The 18,205-nt window shown below is 44.3% G+C and carries 19 protein-coding genes and 1 pseudogene; 4 read left to right on the forward strand and 16 right to left on the reverse strand.

From position 1 onward, the window contains the following. Positions 1-2: 2 nt before the first annotated feature. The 10 genes from fliE to M72_RS08810 form a co-directional block, all read right to left on the reverse strand. Positions 3-314 (reverse strand): flagellar hook-basal body complex protein FliE, encoded by a 312-nt coding sequence (gene fliE, locus M72_RS08765; RefSeq protein WP_022046699.1) that lies wholly within the window; start codon positions 312-314, stop codon positions 3-5. A gap of 33 nt (positions 315-347) precedes the next feature. After that, the gene (gene flgC / locus M72_RS08770) at positions 348-794 is read right to left on the reverse strand and encodes a flagellar basal body rod protein FlgC (RefSeq protein WP_022046700.1); all 447 of its coding nucleotides are present in this window, start codon (positions 792-794) and stop codon (positions 348-350) included. Between the two features lie 13 nt (positions 795-807). Continuing rightward, positions 808-1,197, reverse strand: coding sequence for a flagellar basal body rod protein FlgB (flgB, locus tag M72_RS08775; protein WP_055067918.1), 390 nt, complete (start codon positions 1,195-1,197; stop codon positions 808-810). A gap of 151 nt (positions 1,198-1,348) precedes the next feature. Continuing rightward, positions 1,349-2,128, reverse strand: a complete 780-nt coding sequence (codY, locus tag M72_RS08780) for a GTP-sensing pleiotropic transcriptional regulator CodY (protein ID WP_055067919.1) — start codon at positions 2,126-2,128, stop codon at positions 1,349-1,351. 83 nt (positions 2,129-2,211) lie between these two features. After that, a complete protein-coding gene (topA, locus tag M72_RS08785; protein WP_055067920.1) occupies positions 2,212-4,290 on the reverse strand; it encodes a type I DNA topoisomerase in 2,079 nt (692 codons plus the stop codon). Between the two features lie 19 nt (positions 4,291-4,309). Beyond that, on the reverse strand, positions 4,310-5,389 hold the full coding sequence (dprA, locus tag M72_RS08790) for a DNA-processing protein DprA (RefSeq protein WP_141652710.1): 1,080 nt from the start codon (positions 5,387-5,389) through the stop codon (positions 4,310-4,312). Next, positions 5,386-6,918, reverse strand: a complete 1,533-nt coding sequence (locus M72_RS08795) for a YifB family Mg chelatase-like AAA ATPase (RefSeq protein WP_055067921.1) — start codon at positions 6,916-6,918, stop codon at positions 5,386-5,388. Before M72_RS08795 ends, dprA begins: the two co-directional genes overlap by 4 nt. 96 nt (positions 6,919-7,014) lie before the next feature. Then, the gene (gene sigK / locus M72_RS08800) at positions 7,015-7,638 is read right to left on the reverse strand and encodes an RNA polymerase sporulation sigma factor SigK (protein WP_055067922.1); all 624 of its coding nucleotides are present in this window, start codon (positions 7,636-7,638) and stop codon (positions 7,015-7,017) included. Between the two features lie 66 nt (positions 7,639-7,704). Continuing rightward, positions 7,705-8,319, reverse strand: coding sequence for a DUF5662 family protein (locus tag M72_RS08805; RefSeq protein WP_055067923.1), 615 nt, complete (start codon positions 8,317-8,319; stop codon positions 7,705-7,707). Continuing rightward, a complete protein-coding gene (locus tag M72_RS08810) occupies positions 8,312-10,228 on the reverse strand; it encodes an alpha-amylase family glycosyl hydrolase (protein WP_055067965.1) in 1,917 nt (638 codons plus the stop codon). Before M72_RS08810 ends, M72_RS08805 begins: the two co-directional genes overlap by 8 nt. A gap of 118 nt (positions 10,229-10,346) precedes the next feature. Between M72_RS08810 and M72_RS08815 the strand changes: the two genes are divergently transcribed. Next, positions 10,347-10,676 (forward strand): DUF1292 domain-containing protein, encoded by a 330-nt coding sequence (locus M72_RS08815; protein WP_055067924.1) that lies wholly within the window; start codon positions 10,347-10,349, stop codon positions 10,674-10,676. Positions 10,677-10,716: 40 nt separating this feature from the next. Here M72_RS08815 and M72_RS08820 read toward each other — a convergent pair whose 3' ends face one another. Both M72_RS08820 and gltX read right to left on the reverse strand, forming a co-directional pair. Beyond that, positions 10,717-12,549 (reverse strand): ATP-dependent helicase, encoded by a 1,833-nt coding sequence (locus M72_RS08820; protein WP_055067925.1) that lies wholly within the window; start codon positions 12,547-12,549, stop codon positions 10,717-10,719. A gap of 21 nt (positions 12,550-12,570) precedes the next feature. Further along, positions 12,571-14,028, reverse strand: coding sequence for a glutamate--tRNA ligase (gltX, locus tag M72_RS08825; RefSeq protein ID WP_022046711.1), 1,458 nt, complete (start codon positions 14,026-14,028; stop codon positions 12,571-12,573). Positions 14,029-14,138: 110 nt separating this feature from the next. On the opposite strand from gltX, the gene M72_RS08830 reads away from it, so the two are divergent. From M72_RS08830 to M72_RS08840, 3 genes and pseudogenes are all read left to right on the forward strand, one after another. Further along, positions 14,139-14,342: a spore coat associated protein CotJA gene (locus M72_RS08830; RefSeq protein ID WP_082413849.1), complete on the forward strand. Its 204-nt coding sequence runs from the start codon at positions 14,139-14,141 to the stop codon at positions 14,340-14,342. Continuing rightward, positions 14,339-14,611 carry a spore coat protein CotJB gene (locus M72_RS08835; RefSeq protein WP_022046713.1) on the forward strand — a complete coding sequence of 91 codons (273 nt, stop codon included), beginning with the start codon at positions 14,339-14,341 and terminating at the stop codon, positions 14,609-14,611. The genes M72_RS08830 and M72_RS08835 overlap by 4 nt, the downstream gene beginning before the upstream one ends. 3 nt (positions 14,612-14,614) lie before the next feature. Continuing rightward, positions 14,615-15,022: pseudogene (locus tag M72_RS08840) on the forward strand (manganese catalase family protein); the annotation flags it as partial. Between the two features lie 83 nt (positions 15,023-15,105). Here the strand turns inward: M72_RS08840 and M72_RS08845 are convergent. The 4 genes from M72_RS08845 to M72_RS08855 all read right to left on the reverse strand — a co-directional run bounded on the left by M72_RS08845 (position 15,106) and on the right by M72_RS08855 (position 17,943). Next, entirely contained in the window at positions 15,106-16,674 is a 1,569-nt protein-coding gene (locus M72_RS08845; protein WP_006857572.1) for a recombinase family protein, read from the reverse strand. 81 nt (positions 16,675-16,755) lie between these two features. Then, positions 16,756-16,899, reverse strand: a complete 144-nt coding sequence (locus tag M72_RS17135) for a hypothetical protein (RefSeq protein ID WP_006857573.1) — start codon at positions 16,897-16,899, stop codon at positions 16,756-16,758. 383 nt (positions 16,900-17,282) lie between these two features. Continuing rightward, on the reverse strand, positions 17,283-17,522 hold the full coding sequence (locus M72_RS08850; protein ID WP_006857574.1) for a helix-turn-helix domain-containing protein: 240 nt from the start codon (positions 17,520-17,522) through the stop codon (positions 17,283-17,285). Between the two features lies 1 nt (position 17,523). Continuing rightward, positions 17,524-17,943 (reverse strand): RNA polymerase sigma factor, encoded by a 420-nt coding sequence (locus tag M72_RS08855; protein ID WP_008704153.1) that lies wholly within the window; start codon positions 17,941-17,943, stop codon positions 17,524-17,526. Positions 17,944-18,205 lie beyond the last annotated feature (262 nt).

Consider the following 18,205-nt stretch of genomic DNA (forward strand, 5'->3'; position numbering starts at 1 on the left):
TACTAGATTGACATCTGCATAATCTCTTTGTATCCGTCAATCAGTTTATCCCGCACTGCAACCGTATACTGCAATGCTACATTTGCTTTCGTCTCTGCAATCAGCAGATCATGTGGATTTTCGGCTTCCCCAAGTGCGAACCGTACTTCTTCCGACTCCGCAGTATTTTGCAGGTCATTGGTTTCATCTACTGATTTCATCGCTGTTGAAAGCACCGCGCTGAAACTGTCATCGTCTCCCGGAACAAGTGCCTCTTTTTTTGCGAATGTATTCAGATAGTCAGAAGAAACTCCAGACAATTGTGTGATATCCATGCTTTTGTCCTCTCTCGTATAACTTACTTTTTATTATTGTTTTCCTATGGAAAGTCCCGTGGTTGCCATACTCTTTGTGGCATCAAACGCAGTCGCATTTGCCTCATATGCACGGGTAGAATCGATCAGATTGGTCATTTCCGTGACCGTGTTTACATTTGGATAGGATACATATCCGTCCGCATCCGCATCCGGATTGGAAGGATCATATTCTTTCACGAAATCTGTTTCCGTATCTTCCTTTACGGAAGTTACTTTTACACCGTTTCCGATTGCCGGATTCTGCGATGCAGTTGCATAATATTGGGAAAACGGGGTAACTTTCCGTTCTGCAAAATTTACAATTTTGCGTCGGTACGGACCGCCGCTCTCTGTTGATGTTGTATTTACATTTGCAATGTTCTCCGCAATGATATCGGTACGGAACCGTTCTGCGGTCATGCCTGACGCGCTGATATTAAACGCCTGAAATAAAGCCATTTATCTTTCCCCCTTACTTAATCACGGAACGCATACGGTCAAACTGTCCGTTAATTCCGGCTGTGATTCCCTGATAGCGGATCTGTTCGGATGCCAGCTCCACTTCTTCTGTATCAATATCTACATTACTTCCATCCAGCCGATAGGAGTAATTGGAACTGTCCACATAAATCGATGGATTCAGTCTGGAAAGATCCACGTCTTTCATTTTCGAATCCAGGGACTCATGCTTGCAGCGGCCCAGTTCTGTTTTTAATGTATTTTCAAAATTTAAGTCTTTTCTCTTATATCCCGGAGTGTTTACATTTGCAATATTGTTAGTCAGAATGTTCTCCCTGCTCCAGCTCGCATCGGCAGCTTTATCCAGAACATTCACATAATTGAAAGCATCTGTACTCAGCAATTTTGTGCCTCCTTATCTAGTATTCCCTATTATCGTATCATACTAATTATAGTATAAATCAAGCAAAATACAAGTAGTTTTTTACATAAAATGACAAAAAAGGACTTATATTTACATACAAGTCCTTTTGCTGTCCGCTCGGTTCCATCCTTTATTTTGCATTTTTTCTTTTCAGTTCTGCAAGTTCATCGAAAACCACGTCATTGACAACCTTTATGTAAGTTCCTTTCATGCCGGAAGAACGCGATTCGATCACGCCCGCACTCTCAAACTTACGAAGTGCATTTACAATCACGGAACGGGTAATTCCCACGCGATCCGCAATTCTGCTTGCAACAAGAATTCCCTCATTGCCATCCAGTTCATCAAAGATGTGGGTGATTGCCTCAAGTTCCGAGAAAGAAAGTGTGCTGATCGCAGATTTTACGATTGCAACCTTTCTCGCTTCCTCTGCGCTCTCTTCGTTTACAGAACGCATCATTTCCAGCCCTACCACCGTTGTTCCGTACTCTGTCAGAATAATGTCATCAATGTCATATTCCGTTTCGCACCGGTATTCAAATAAGGTTCCCAGCCGCTCCCCGGCAATATCAATCGGGGTAATGATGGCCCGGTACTTTTTGGATTCATCTCCGAATCCGAGCGTTTCCAGATTTACGTTCTCTTTTGTGGAAAGTATTCCCAGAAGACGCTCATTGAGTTCTGCATCAATATATCCGCCGACTTCATCCACGATCAGTTCCTGCAGTTCCTCAACCCCTTTGCATACACTGGAACCTAAAACCTTTCCCTTCTTGCTTATTACAAGGATGTTGGAATCAAGAATTCCCGTCAGGACTTCACAGATATCGTTAAATACCACCTTGGACGAATTATTGTTATGAAGCAGTTTATTTATTTTTCTTGTCTTGTCTAGAAGTTGAACACTCATGTTTTTCCTCCTGTCTTTATCACAGATATCATGAGTGTAGCACTATTTATCAGACAATTCAATATTTTTTGAAAAATTTACGACTATTCTGTTTCTTTTTCTTTTGCTTCCGTGTAACCGCAATGTTCATCCGCACATGCAAGCTTGTTTCCTTTTTCTACCATATAGCCTCCACAGCGCGGACATTTCTTTTCCACCGGACGCCCCCAGCTCATGAAATCACATTCCGGATAATCAATGCATCCATAGTATCTTCTGCCCTTGCGTGTCATTTTGATGACCACGTCTTTTCCGCATTTCGGACATGCGACACCAATCTTTTCATAATATGGCTTGGTATTCCGGCACTCCGGGAATCCCGGACATGCCAGGAACTTTCCATGCGGTCCATACTTGATTACCATATTGCGGCCACACACTTCACAGATTTCATCCGTCACTTCATCTTCAATGGTAATCTTTTCGAGATCTTTTTCCGCGGCCTCCACAGCCTCTTCCAGATCCGGATAAAAATTCGCAACAACCGTTTTCCAGTTTAAATGTCCTTCCGCAACACTGTCTAAAAGAGATTCCATATTTGCAGTAAAATGTTCGTCTACAATAGTCGGGAAAGATTCCTTCATAATGGAATTGACAACGGAACCGATCTCTGTCACATAAAGGTTCTTATTTTCCTTTGTGATATAACGTCTGGCAATGATCGTTGTGATGGTCGGGGAATAGGTGCTTGGGCGTCCGATTCCGAGTTCTTCGAGTGTTTTTACCAGCGAAGCTTCCGTATAATGTGCCGGTGGCTGTGTAAAATGCTGCTTCGGATCGAATTCTTCAAGTTTTAATTTTGTATCTTTATCAATTGATTTTAAAAGTACCTGTTTTTCCTGCTTTTCATCATCTGCTTCCGTATAGGCCAGCATAAATCCGTCAAAAGCTACTTTGGAAGTAGAAACGCGGAATGTATAATCTCCCGCTGCAATGTTAACGGTTGTTGTCTCATACTTTGCGTTTGCCATACGGCTTGCGGCAAAGCGTTTCCAGATCAGCTGGTATAAACGGAACTGATCCCGGCTTAACGACTCTTTAATCTCGGACGGAATACGGTTAATATCGGTCGGACGGATCGCTTCGTGCGCATCCTGAATCTTTGCATTGCTCTTCTTGCTTCCTTCTCCGTCAGACAGATATTCCTCTCCGTAGCTTTCGGAAATAAAGGCACGCGCTGCTTCATCCGCCTCTTCCGAAATACGAACGGAATCCGTACGCAGATAGGTGATGATACCGACCGTTCCCTGTCCTTTGATATCCACACCTTCATACAGCTGCTGTGCAATCCGCATCGTCTTCGAGATCGGGAAATTCAGCGCTTTGGAAGCTTCCTGCTGCAAAGTACTGGTTGTAAAAGGAAGCGGCGCTTTTTTTGTGCGCTCTCCCTTTTTCATATCGCAGACTTTAAATTCTTTGCCTTTTAATTCCGCAAGCACCTGATTCATCTGTTCCTCGGAAGAAATCTCAAACTTTTCGCCGCCTTTGTCCAGCAGCTTTGCTGTAATCGGTTTTTTCTCACCTTCCGGCAGGAGGCTTGCCTCTAAAGACCAGTACTCCTCCGGAATAAATGCATCAATTTCTTCCTCACGGTCACACACAATCCGTAAAGCAACGGATTGTACACGACCGGCACTCAGCCCTCTTTTTACTTTTGCCCATAACAACGGGCTGATCCGGTAACCAACCATACGGTCCAGCATACGTCTCGCCTGCTGTGCATCAACCAGATCCATATCAATCTCACGCGGTGTCTTTAAGGATGCTTTTACCGCTGTTTTTGTAATTTCGTTAAAACTGATTCTGCTGACATCTTTGTCGTCCAGTTTCAACGCCTTGGTTAAATGCCAGGAAATTGCCTCTCCTTCACGGTCCGGGTCAGTTGCGAGATAAATTTTATCCGCTTTCTTTACTTCTTTTCTCAGCTTTGCAAGAATCTCTCCCTTTCCACGAATCGTAATATATTTCGGTTCAAAATCATTTTCCGGAGAAAATCCGAGCTGACTCTTCGGAAGATCTCTCACATGCCCGTTACTTGCCATGACCTCATAATTTTTTCCCAGAAATTTTTTAATCGTCTTCACCTTTGCCGGTGACTCCACGATTACCAGATACTTTGCCATTTGGTGCTCCTTATATCATCTAAATTGTTTTTATATAATAATTCGGAATGGTCTCCTGAATGAACCCTTTCTGTTCCAGCCTCTCTAAAACCGGCAGAATTTCTACCAGACCATAGGGACTTTTTTCGATCAGGGTTCCAAGACCCACCGGATAAAAATCTAATAAAGCATACACCAACGATTCGTCTTTTTCAAGAAGATTTTTTCTAAAGTCTATTTGTGTCGTTATATTTTTGGGCTGTAATTGCAGTTCCTGCAGGAAATCTTCCACACTTACAAAAATGCCGGCGCCCTGCTGGATCAGATGGTTGGTTCCTTCACTCAGGGCATCCGTAACTCTCCCGGGAAGGGCATACACTTCCTTTCCCTGTTCCATGGCATAGTCCGCAGTAATCAGCGATCCGCTCTTTTTTCTTGCCTCCATCACAATCACGTAATCCGCAAGTCCGGCTATGATACGGTTTCTTTGCGGAAAATATCCCGGCAGCGGCGGTGTGCCCGGCGGATATTCCGACAAAATACCTCCCCGATCCTTCATTTTTTCATATAAATACCGGTTTCTTTTCGGATAACACACATCCACGCCACAGCCCAGTACCGCATAGGTATCCCCGTTTTCTTCCAGTGCTCCGCTATGCGCATCAGCATCAATCCCCATCGCCATGCCGCTGATGATATCCATCCGGTTCTGCGCAAGTGCCCTCGCCAGTTTCCCCGTAATCTGGCTTCCATAGGCACTTCTTGTCCGCGCCCCGACAATTGCCACACTCTTTCGTGTTTCTTCCGGCAGCCTGCCAATATAATACAGCGCATAAGGTGTTGCAGAAATCCGGCGGAGCTTTTGCGGATACCGTGCTTCTTCCACGCAGACAAAACCGATTCCTTCCCCCTGCAGTTTTCCCCAGTGCTCCTGTACATCCCAGTGCCGTCTGGATTGTGTGATTTTTTCCACATCCTTTTCATCCAGAACCCGGATTTTTTTCATTTGGGACTCCTGCAAGGCATACAGTTCTTCCGCACCGATCCCTTCTGTCATAAGCCCCGTCAGTTTATGTACGGTCAGTCCGGTATTTGCAAGCCAGTACGCATACATGCTCATTCTTCCATACCTCCCCAGAATTTATCCCCGATACTCCGGTAACACACAGCTTCTGTCAGATCACAGACACGGATGTTTTCCGCCTTTTGTGTATCGGCAATTGTTCGTGCCACCCGGAGGATTTTATGGTAGGTGCGCGCAGTAAGTGACAGTTTATGAAACATTTTTTCCATATACCGCTGCTCCTTTTCTCCCAGCCGGCAGAACTGGTTTAATTTTGCGGCCGGAATTCCACTGTTGTGAGAAAAATTTTCGTCTTTGAATCGAAAAATCTGGCGTTCCTGACACTCACACACCCGGTCCCGGATGGTCTTTGAACTCTCATTATTACCGTTTCCCGTCAGTTCTTCATACGTAACCATCGGCGCTTCCACACAAAGATCCATGCGGTCAATCAGCGGCTGGGAAATCCGGTCAAAATACCGCTGCAGGGATGCCTGTGTGCATCTGCACCGATTCCGGTCCGGATAATATCCGCAATTGCATGGATTCATAGATGCCAGAAGTAAAAAATCCGATGGATAGGTCACACTGCCGACCGCGCGCGTCAAATGAATCTGATGTTCCTCCAACGGTTGACGCAGCACTTCCATCGTTGATTTGGAAAATTCCGGGAGTTCATCCAGAAAAAGCACACCATGATGTGCCAGTGAAATCTCTCCCGGCCGGATACTTCGTCCACCGCCGGCAAGCCCTGCCATGCTGACCGTATGATGCGGACTGCGAAACGGCCGTTCCTGCAACAGTGTCCGGGAGTCTGCCAGCAGACCGCAGACACTGTATATTTTTGAAACCTCCAGCTGCTCTTTTTTTGTAAGTGGCGGCAGGATTGTAGCCATTCGCTCGGAGATCATGGTTTTTCCGGCTCCCGGCGGCCCGACCATAAGCATATTGTGCATTCCGGACGCTGCGATTTCCGCTGCCCGTTTCAAAAACTGCTGCCCGTTTACTTCGGAAAAATCCGGCACCCCATGGGATCTGTTCTGCCGCCGGCCTGCATATGCAGGCTCTTTATAACCGCCATCCTGCAGATAGCCGATCACCGATTCCAATGCAGGAAATCCGCAGACATCCGCCCCCTGCACCAGACGGCTTTCCATAAGATTATCCGCCGGAACAACAAATTTATGAATTCCTTCCTTTACTCCATCCGAAACCATCGGCAGAATTCCCCGGACCGGCAGTAACTGTCCACTTAAATTCAACTCCCCGGAAAAAATCGTGTCCACGCACTTCTCCGGTTTTACCAGCCCCATGGCAACCAGCAGTGCAACCGCAATCGGCAGGTCAAATCCGGTTCCGGTTTTCCTTATATTTGCCGGAGAAAGATTTACGGTAATCCGCTTTGCAGGCAGAAGAATTCCGCAATTGTGAAGCGCCGTACGCACTCGTTCCTTCGCCTCCCGCACCTCCGGAGAAAGATATCCTACCATATCAAACACCGGCATTCCCATGCTGATATCCACCTCTACCTGTACCGGCATTGCGCAGATTCCATCCAGCATGGATGTCCTGATTTGGCTATACATATTCACCTCATTCCAACAAATGGGAATTTTGCACAGACACATGCATGAAAAAAGATGCATTTACCTTATCATAAAATGCATCTTTTTGCAACGACTTTATTCGCTTATCACTTTTTTAAGTTTTTCCAGTGCTCTCTTTTCAATCCTGGAAACATAGGAACGGGAGATTCCAAGTGCCCGCGCGATTTCTCTCTGGGTCAGTTCCTGATTTCCTCCGATTCCATATCTTCGCCGAATGATAAATGCTTCTCTCTCGCTTAACACATCATTCATAAAGGTACAGATTTTTTTCATCTGCTCCCTTTTTGTCACTTCATCTGCTACATTTTTATCATGAAACTCCAGCACATCGACAAGCTGAATCTGGTTTCCTTCTTTGTCTGTACCAATCGGTTCAAACATAGAAACTTCTTTGCGCTGTTTTTTCTTTGATCGCAGATGCATCAGCAATTCATTGTCCACACACCGGATGGCATACGTTGCAAATTTATTTCCGTATTCCGGCCGGAAACTGTCTACTGCTTTCATCAGTCCGATCGTACCGATGGAAATCAGATCCTCCTGTTCTTCTTCCGAACTGACATATTTTTTTGCGACATGGGCTACCAGGCGCATGTTGTGCAACACCAGTTCTTCCTTTGCCCCTTGCTCGCCATTTTTTAATCTGCACAGACAGTCTGTTTCCTCTTCCTGTGTCAGGGGAACCAAAAATGTTTTCACACAGCACCTTTTCCAACAGCTTTCTAATATTCTATGTCAGCAGAAGGCATTCTGTGCTTTTCCCTTTTATATTTTTTCTTCCGGTGCCAGTTCCTGTATGCGCCGGATCAGGCTTTCCCTCTCATAAGGAACGTTTCCTTTCAGTACCTCATTCTTTACAAATGCAAATGTTTCCTTCTCCCCCCGCACTGCCAGCATCAGTAAAAGATAGTGGATCAGTGCCTCGGTATCCGGATGGATCAGATAATGCGATCTGCCGTGCATATAGTAATCGAGTGCACTCCGATCCGTGTATTTGTCTTTCTGGTAGTTTTTGGATGCACTGATCCTGTCAACAAACATTTCCGCCACGTAGCACACCGGCATTTTCATTCCTGCCATCCCCGAATGTTCTTTCCCCGGTTCTTTTGAAATATCATAATCAATCCAGTACTCGAGATGGTGTTTATTGCGTCCTTTGTGATGCAGCCACGCCAGGGAATACCCCTTTTCCTTCCGCTCTGCATTGTTCGGACTCATGGTTCCCTGATAATATTTGCAACCGACCAGAAATTCCGTCGGAGAATATTTTGAAAGATCATGCAGCAGCCCCTGCCTGTATAGTCCGATCTTAAAGCAGCCGGCCAGCACCAGATTTTTGTGATGTGTAATTGTGCAAAAATGTTTCCATGCATTACCCATGTTTTTTCATCTCCCTGCTCTCCAGCACACAGATGGTCTGTGGCCGGAGAATGATTTTTCCTCCGCTTACGGGCTTTGGTGCGTCCAAAAACGCAGCATCCTCTTCTCCGCTGTCAATACAGACAACCCATTCTTTCCCTTTTCGCGGTTTAGGCAAAGCCAGTTCCGTTGCCGCGGCAAGAAAATTATAGGCGACATAGACATCCGGCTCTTTTTCGTTTTGGGCATAAGCCCCGCAATAAAGCATTCCTAGGCATAGATGATCCGGTGTCGGTTCTAAAATCCACGCACTTGTCCCGTGATAGGAAAGATCCGGATACCCCAGCGATTTATAATCCGAAAACTGGAATGGCATCGGATTTGAAAGCACGGTATGTTCTTTTCGAAACGCAATTACCTGCTGCAGAAATTCGATCTGTCTGCGATGAGACTTTTCATTCTTCCAGTTCACCCAGCCGGTGGGATTATCCTGACAGTATGCATTATTATTTCCGTTCTGGGAATTTCCCATCTCATCACCGCTCCACAACAGAGGAACCCCCTGCGCCAGCATAAGCATAAGAACCGCATTTCTCCAGTTTAATTTCCGGAGCGCATCGATATAACGCTTTCTGGTCGGTCCCTCCACGCCGTAATTATTGCTGAAATTCCAGGAACTCCCATCGAGATTTTGCTCTCCGTTTTCCTCATTGTGTTTATCGTTGTACATAAACAGATCTGCAAGCGTAAACCCGTTGTTGCTTGCTATATAATTGATATAGCCTAAAAAAGCCCCCTGTTTTCTCTGCTGATCGGCAAAATCACGCATATTTCCATTGATATGATTTAAGACCTGCCGGATCGGATACTGATACTCCTCTTTGTAAATATACAGATTCGGATACTTCCGGCTTGCCGCACATGCTTTTTCCTCAAAATCCACATAAAAGATCTTTGTGCGGCTGAGCATTCCATCCTGCACGATCGCTGTAATGGGCAGATGTTCTCCAAGCAGATGGATTCCGTCCACATGGTATTCCCGCACCCAGTAACGAAGCGCTTCTAAAATCAGATTATGATTCACTTTCTCCGGAAAATACATCTCCATCACACATTCCATGCCGTTTTCGTGTAGACGGCGGATCAGCATCCTGAATTCCCGGGAAGCATGCAGCGGATCGGCAGCATACGATGCCTTCACCGCAAAATAATTTCCGGGCTCATATCCCCAGTAATTCACTTTGCGCGGAACCTTTTTTATTTTTTCTGCCGGGCGGATCTGATCCGTCTGTTTTTCTTTCCAACGGATATATTCCGGAAGTTTCTGCTGCTTTGGCAGTTCAATTTCCTCAAACTCATACACCGGCATAAGTTCAACTGTTGTCACACCGAGTTTCTTCAGATAGGGAATCCGGTTCATAAGCGCACGAAATGTCCCCGGAACACTTCTGGTACCGGAATCCATCGTAAAACCACGCACATGCAGCTTGTACATAATCATCTGTTCTCTCGGTATTTCCGGACATACATCCTCCCCCCAGTCAAACTCCTGCACATCAAATGCCCCATGCACCTCATACTGCTGCCGGCTGCGTGAACTGTCATTCCAGACCTGCCGCCCCATGATGGCGTGTGCGCACGGATCCATTACCTTTTTTCCATTGATCTTAAAATCGTAAATCAGATGTTCGAGATGCAGATCTGCCACTGCGATAGAGCGCACCGATCCCATGCAGTATTCTGCCGGAACAGCTATCTTTTCTTCTTTTTCGGTCTGTATATCCTTAAGTACCACAAAACAGCTGTCCTCTTTTTCCGCATCAAACGTAAAAGTGGTCCATTCTCCCTGAATCGTCACTCCCGGTTTTGCGTAATCTCCTTCTCTGATCCTTCTATTGTCTGTTCGTTTTTTCGTATCTCGTATTTTCATGTTTTTCATTATACCCTTTTTAAAAAACTTTGTATATCACTTTTTCGAATTGACAAGCTCCTTACTCCTCGCTTATAATGATAAAAGACACAAAAACGATTAAGAAAAGAGGTATCTTATGGAAGATAAAGAAAAAGCAACACCCGTTACCCCGGATGAGATTGAAGATATTCGTGTAACACTTGATTTGGATGAAGGCGAAGTAGAATGTAAAATTCTCACTATTTTTGAGGTAAACAAACAGGACTACATCGCACTGATGCCACTCAATCCGGACGGCTCCGATCCGGATGAAGGCACCGTTTATCTCTACCGCTATGCGGAGGATGAGGATGGCATTCCACAGATCGACAGCATCACGGATGACGACGAGTACGAAGCCGCTGCTGACCGCTTCGATGAAATGCTCGATGATGACTACTTCAATGCACTCGAAGACGAGGAATAACTTTTATAAAAACCTGCATCGAATACCCGATGCAGGTTTTTTACGGCTCTTTACCGACTTCTTTGATAAAACGCGACAGTTCCACCTCTTTGCCACGCATTTTTTTTACCGAACAGATTGTCAGGGATTCCTTTGCTCTGGTCATTCCCACATAAAACAAACGCCGTTCTTCCTCGACATCCTGCTTTAATACTGCTTTCTTATAAGGCATTACGCCCTCGTTGACGTCAATCAGATACACTTTTGTAAATTCCAGCCCCTTGGCGCTGTGCAGTGTTGCAAATGTCACAGCATTCTGATTCCTGCGCTTTTCCTGCGCCAGTCTCTTTAACTCCTGCCGGTATTCTTCTATATGTGCAAACCATTCCTCAAATGTACGGTACCCTTTGGCACTCGCAAGGATTTCATCTGCCACTTCATAAAAATCTTCTTTATTCGCATTCCGGTATTCGGCATACTCTGCCAGATAATCATCGTACCCGATTCCCCGCCGGATATAGTTGATTGCCGCATAAGGGCTCAGACGGGATAAATGTTTCAGATCATACCACAGCTTTTCGATCCGCTCCGCGATCCACGGCTGCTCCTCATATAATTTCACCCACTCATCAAAACATACCGTTTCATCGGGCAGGCTGTCCCTGCCGATATACCGCTTCGGCCGGTTCATAATAGAAAGGAAATCGGCTCTGCTGTCACTTCCCTGTGCGATGCGGATATAAGTGAAAAAATCACGGGCAATCCAGTGCTCATAGATATCCGGAATCCGGTCTTTCGTCTGAAATGCCAGATTGGCAGAAACCATATATTCCATCAGGGCACGCGGCTGCATGTTTGTCCGAAACAGTACTGCGATTTCCGAAAGCGGAACCCCATTTTGCACAGTCTGCCGGATATCTTCTGCCAAAAATGCATTCTCTTTATAGCAGTCCTCAAAGTACTGAAAACGCACCTTCTGTTTCCCGGCTTTTCCGGCACGGATCTTTTTCGGAAAACGTTCTTCATTGTGTGCGATCAGGCGCATAGCTGCCTCCACAATCGGCGGCTCACACCGGTAATTTACTTCAAGATTCACAATCTTTGCCTGCGGGTATATCTTTTGAAATCCCAGCATAATTTCCGGCTTCGAACCGCGGAACCGATAGATGGACTGGTCATCATCTCCCACTACAAAGAGATTATTTTCCGGTGCGGCAAGCATACACATGATCTTCCACTGGATCAGATTGATATCCTGAAATTCGTCGATCAGAATATAACGGTACTTTTTCTGCCATGCCGAAAGAATATCCTTCCGCTGGGAAAACAGGTCATATGTGTATGTCAGCATATCATCAAAATCTATCAGGCGGTTTCTTTTGAGCCGCTCATCATATTCCCGGTAAATCTTCCGGAAAATCTCCTCCCCACAGCTGGAAGAATAAAAATGTTCCAGCGGAATCTGCTCATTTTTCACACGGCTGATCTCCGTTAAAACATCCCCGATAAATTCCCCTTCATCCCGGTATTCCAGATGATGATAAGACAGAATCTCCCGCATAAACTGATATCGCTGCTCCTCCGATATAATATTTCCGGAATCAAAATGATACGCCAGCTTCAGCACCATGAAAAATATGGCGTGGAACGTACCGAAGGTCACTTTCGTTCTCTCTTCTCCTGTCAATGCAAGAAAACGCTGCTTCATCTCCTGTGCCGCCGCTCGCGTAAATGTAATCACAAGAATATTGGACGGATCTATGTTCTCATATTCAATTAACTGTTTCGTTCTTTGGGTAATTACCGCAGTTTTCCCGGAACCGGGACCTGCCAGAACAAGCATCGGGCCATCCTTATGGCGGATGGCCTGCTGCTGGGATTTATTATAGTTCATTCGTTCTCCCGTGAGAATGTTCTACTGTGCCTGAGAAAGGAGCTCGATTCCTTTACGGATACGGGCAAGAGACTCTTCTTTTCCAAGAACCTCCATAAGCTCGGTGGCACCGCCCGGTGTCATCTGCTTGCCGGATACTGCCGTACGGATCGGCCACATAACATATCCGTTCTTGCAGCCTTTCTGCTCTACATACTTAAGAAGTGTCTGATACAATGCATCGTTGCTGTAATCTTCCTGAGCCTCTAAGACCGGAAGGATCTCCTGCAACACTTCAAGAGAAGTCTGTGCATTTGTCTTCATTTTCTTGTGCGTGTACATTGCCACATCATATTCCGGAAGTTCCTCAAAGAAATCAATGTGATCCCTGATATCCGGGAAGATCTCGATACGGGTCTGTACCATATGTGCAATCTTCTTCAGATCATAATCTTTGGTGATCACTTCTTTGATATACGGAAGTGCCATCTCGTAGAACTTGTCAAAGTCCATTTTTTTGATGTATTCCCCGTTCATCCATTTTAACTTGGTATAGTCAAAGACTGCCGGTGATTTATTCATATGATGGTAATCAAACTTTTCTACCAGTTCTTCGAGTGTCATGATCTCCTGGTTATCTGCCGGGCTCCATCCAAGCAATGCAACAAAGTTCACGATCGCCTCTGTCAGAAATCCCTGCTCTACCAGATCTTCAAACGAAGAATGTCCGCATCGTTTTGACAGCTTCTGATGATTTTCATCCGTAATCAGCGGACAATGGATATATACCGGTACTTCCCAGCCAAATGCCTCATACAGACGATTGTACTTCGGGGAAGAGGAAAGATACTCGTTTCCACGGACAACATGGGTAATTCCCATCAGATGATCGTCTACCACATTTGCAAAATTGTAAGTCGGATATCCATCGGACTTGATCAGAATCATATCGTCCAGCTCCGCATTGTCAACGGTAATATCCCCGTAAATCTCATCCTCGAACGTTGTCGTTCCCTCCGTCGGGTTATTCTGGCGGATGACATACGGTACGCCTGCGGCAAGTTTTTCTTCTACTTCTTCCTTGGAAAGATGCAGACAGTGCTTGTCATATACATGAATTTCTTTTCCTGCAACTACTTTTTTGAGTCCCTCTAAGCGTTCCTTGTCACAGAAACAATAATAGGCCTCGCCTTTATCGATCAGCTCTTTGGCGTATTTTAAATAAATGCCCTGTGCCTGACGCTCACTCTGTACATATGGTCCACAGCCGCCATCCTTGTCCGGTCCCTCGTCATGGATCAGGCCTGTTTTCTGCAGGGTGCGGTAAATAATATCTACAGCGCCTTCCACATAACGCTCCTGATCGGTATCTTCTATTCTTAAGATGAAATCTCCGCCCTCATGCTTTGCTACGAGGTAAGCATACAATGCCGTACGAAGATTTCCTACATGCATTCTTCCTGTCGGACTTGGTGCAAATCTTGTTCTTACTTTACTCATTGCGTTTCTCTCCTTATTCTGTCATGTGTTTTATTATATAACAAATACACACATAACGCAAACGAAACATATCATACAGTATATGCTGATCAGAAAGGAAAAAGAAATCCATGAATGCAACTATTAATACTATGCCGGAAACAGACAATGGCAGCCATCAGGTACCTGGCATGTGCTACGTTCCCTGGCAGACCTTCGGCAAAACCTACGATCCTATGCGCGGGCTTGCCGCAGGCACAATTTTTCCGGAACTGGATAAACCATTTACCGGAAAATGCAATATGAATATGATGCAGGGAGGGCGGCGGCGATGACAAGACCATCTTCTCAGCCAATGAACCGGTCAGAATTGTACCGCTGGGTTATGGCACTGGGCTTTTGTGCCTATGATATGCTTCTTTATCTGGACACCCATCCGGATGACGCACAGGCACTCTCTTATTACAATCAGTGCAACGAATTATACAATTCAGCTAAAAAGACATACGAGGAACGTTTCGAACCGTTGTCCGCATTTGGCAGCCAGCCGCTGGAGGACTGGGACTGGAATGACGGTCCAATGCCATGGGAAGGAGTGAAATAAGCTATGTGGAATTATGAAAAAAGACTGCAATATCCGATTTCCATTTCAACACCAAATGCTAAGATGGCATCTTTTATTATAAGTCAGTACGGTGGTCCCGATGGCGAAATGGGAGCTTCCATGCGCTATCTGGCCCAGCGGTTTTCTTTTGCAAATCCGCGGATTGCCGGTGTACTTACCGACATCGGAACCGAGGAACTTGCTCACCTCGAAATGATTGGTGCGATTGTCCGCCAGCTGACGCGCGGACTTTCCGCCAAAGAACTGGAAGCTTCCGGATTTGCACCATATTATATTGATCACACCGCAGGTGTCTGGCCGCAGGCTGCGGGTGGAGTTCCATTTTCCGCTACCGAATTTCAGTCAAGTGGTGATGCCATTGCTGATCTGGTGGAAGATATGGCAGCAGAGGGTGCGATTGTATAAAGACAACATTGAGGTTTTAAAAGAAAGTTCCCGATAATCTGGCATACTAGCTGCCAGATATGAGAACCCTAGAAATTCCAATGTATTTCAATAGGTACTTCCTTAGTTACAGGGTCTTTTTTGCCAACCAATACATAATCAATCAGCTTTTCAACCGTTTCCCTGTCTAAGTGTTCAAGATTTGTATATTGCTCGATTAACTGTCGTCTGTTGTCGCCAATCAGCATTTTTCTTTCAATAACATCAAGCTGTTTCTGCGTATCAATCATCAGTTTTTCGAGCCTTTCTTTTTGTGTTGAGAAGTCTTTGGATAAATCCAAGTAATCAAGTTCGGAAAGAATACCCTTTACCTTATCTAAATATAATTCTCGGATTCCTTTTGTATATTCCGCAATCTTTTTTTGATAAGCAGCAATCTCCGTTTCCAGAGCTTCTTTTTGACCTCGCAAGTCATTGTTGAATTGCACATTTTGTTCAAGCTCATCTTTGTCAAGATATTCTGCGGATAACTTATTAAGTTCATCAATCACAGCTTTTTCTAATTTGTCTACTGAAATGAAAGAACCTATACAAGCGTCCTTTGCTACATGGCGGTTAGAGCATTGTAAATAATGCTTACCATGATTCTTTGACGAACGCATTGTATAACCACAATTCATACAGCGAGCTTTTCTGGCAAATAAACCGATTGTGCCAACTGTGAAAGGTTTTGCCTTTTGAGCTACCAATGCTTGAACCCTATCCCATAACTCACGGTCAATAATCGGCTCATGTGTACCCTCAACTCTGTACCACTCGTCTTTGGGTCTGGGTTTGTTTTGCTTTGTCTTATAAGAAACGCTGCCATATTTCCCTTGAACCATATTCCCGATATAGATTTCATTCACCAACATATCTGATATGGCAAAATATTTCCATAGGGTACTGTTTTTCGTTTTAGGCTGCTTGTAACGCAAACCATGAAGTCGTTTGTATTCCGTAGGGTTTGGTATTCCTCTGTCATTCAGCATACGGGCAATGGCGGTCTTTCCATATCCCTGTGAAAACAGTGTAAAAACTTCTCTGACAACTTCCGCAGCTTCTTCATCAATAATCAAATGCCCTTTTACGTCAGGGTCTTTTTTGTAACCATACAGAGCAAAAGCACCGATATGGTGTCCGTTCTTTCTTCTGTCAGTGAGAACGCTTTTAATGTTCTCTGACATATCCTCCAAGTACCACTCATTCACCAGACCGTTAATCTGTCTTGATTTCTTATTTCCTTTATTAGCGGTATCTGCATTATCAACAATGCTGATGAAGCGAATACCCCAAATAGGAAAAAGACCGTGGATATATTTTTCCACTAATTCTAGTTCTCTGGTAAATCTGGATTGTGTCTTACAAAGGACAATATCAAATTTACGATTCTTTGCGTCCTCCAACAACCTGTTAAATTCTGGTCGTCGTCTGTCAGAACCAGTGTAATCATCATCACTGTATATGTTGTAGACTTCCCAACCATGCTCTAATGAGTATTGAAGTAACATTGACTTTTGATTCTGAATACTGTTACTGTCGTCTGTTTCTGATTGTTTGTTTCTATCTTCCTCTGATAAGCGGCAATAAATAGCAACTCTTGATTTTGATTCTATCATGCTTCGTTCTCCTTTTTGAGAAGACGAAACAAACTATCTCTACATAATGTTATTATAACATCTTGTAGGATAGTTTGTCTATCATCTGGCAGGAGTTGCCCTTCCTTTATTTTTTTCATATTGATTTATCAACTCTATCCATTTTAGAGTAAATGCTTTTGTAAACGCCGCTTTATCACAATTTTTAAAAACATTCTTGCAAACTACCTTTGCGTCATTTGCCATTGAACCACCTCACTACAATATATTTACAAAGTATGCAAAAATGCTTGTACATTATGAAAGAATTTGTCTATAAAGTAAGAAGTAATCAGATGGCTTTGGAAAGCTCCACTGGAATTTCACCATTCCCATTCTGATGGGTGAACCGCACCATGCGAGTGTATCATTATTCTGATATACGGGTCATGGCAGCAACTTTTCCAACAGTCGCTTACGGATCACTGGCGTGGTCGCTCGCTTCTTTATCCCTCCTTTTCATGGGTCATGGCGTTCCAGTCCGTCGGCTCACCGCATATCAAACGTATCTGATTACTTTATTCAATTTTCAAAGAACACTTGTAAAACGGAGCTGGAATGAGGTGGTATCACACTCCGTATATATTCGCTTATTTCACTCTGACTTCAAAACCTAGAATTGCTTTAATAAGGGCAGCTCTAATTCTGCCTTTCAGTTCCATATCGACCACAATATACATATTTCCGTGTTCATCATAGAACGGGCGTAAACTTGCTTTTGATATGTAAGCGTCATAGTGATTTAAAATTTTCTCTATTGCCACTTCGTCGCCATCAGCAGCTAAACTGATTGTGGAGAATAGAGGACACTTTTTTGTAGACTTCATCATGTTATAATTCCTCCTCGTACATATCTCTAATGAGCTTTAGTGAACACATTCTGTTTCTATAAACAGAGTTTCTGGAAATATCCAAAATCTCTGCGATTTCTGCGTCTGGTAATTCCAGAAAGTAGAACATCAACACAACATTGCGTCGTCTTTCACTTAATTTTTTGATTGCTTCACATAATTTCTCATCATAGACACGAACTTCTGTACCGAACACATCAAAGGAAGTAAATTCAAGCGAGTATTCGTCCGATACACCCAACTGGTTTAATTCCAGCTCTGGTATTTCACAGAAAGATATTTCATGCTTTGCACGTCTGGCAAGTTCTTTGTTGTAGTTCTTTACAGTTCTGCCAATCACCTTACGAGCCAGACAGTCAAATTGAAGTCTTATAGCGTTCTCAAATGAAGAAGGTTTCATAATCTCACCTCCTTTCAAGTTGAAGTTGCTAAAGCGAAAAGGCTTTTTACCTCTTTCCGCACTAACACTCAACACGGAGGGGTGATTTGTAACCCGAATCAGAAAAAAATCAAAAAATTTTTTAAAGTAGCAAAAAAGCACAAGAGCAATACTGACGTGCTGTTCTTGTGCCTTATAAATTGTTCCTGCTATGTGATGTGAAAAACCATATACAAGAGCGATATAATCCGCAAAAGTTAAACGGATTTTTTTAACAAGCTAC

It is taken from the genome of Roseburia faecis (assembly GCF_001406815.1).
Classification (GTDB): Bacteria; Bacillota; Clostridia; order Lachnospirales; family Lachnospiraceae; genus Roseburia; species Roseburia faecis.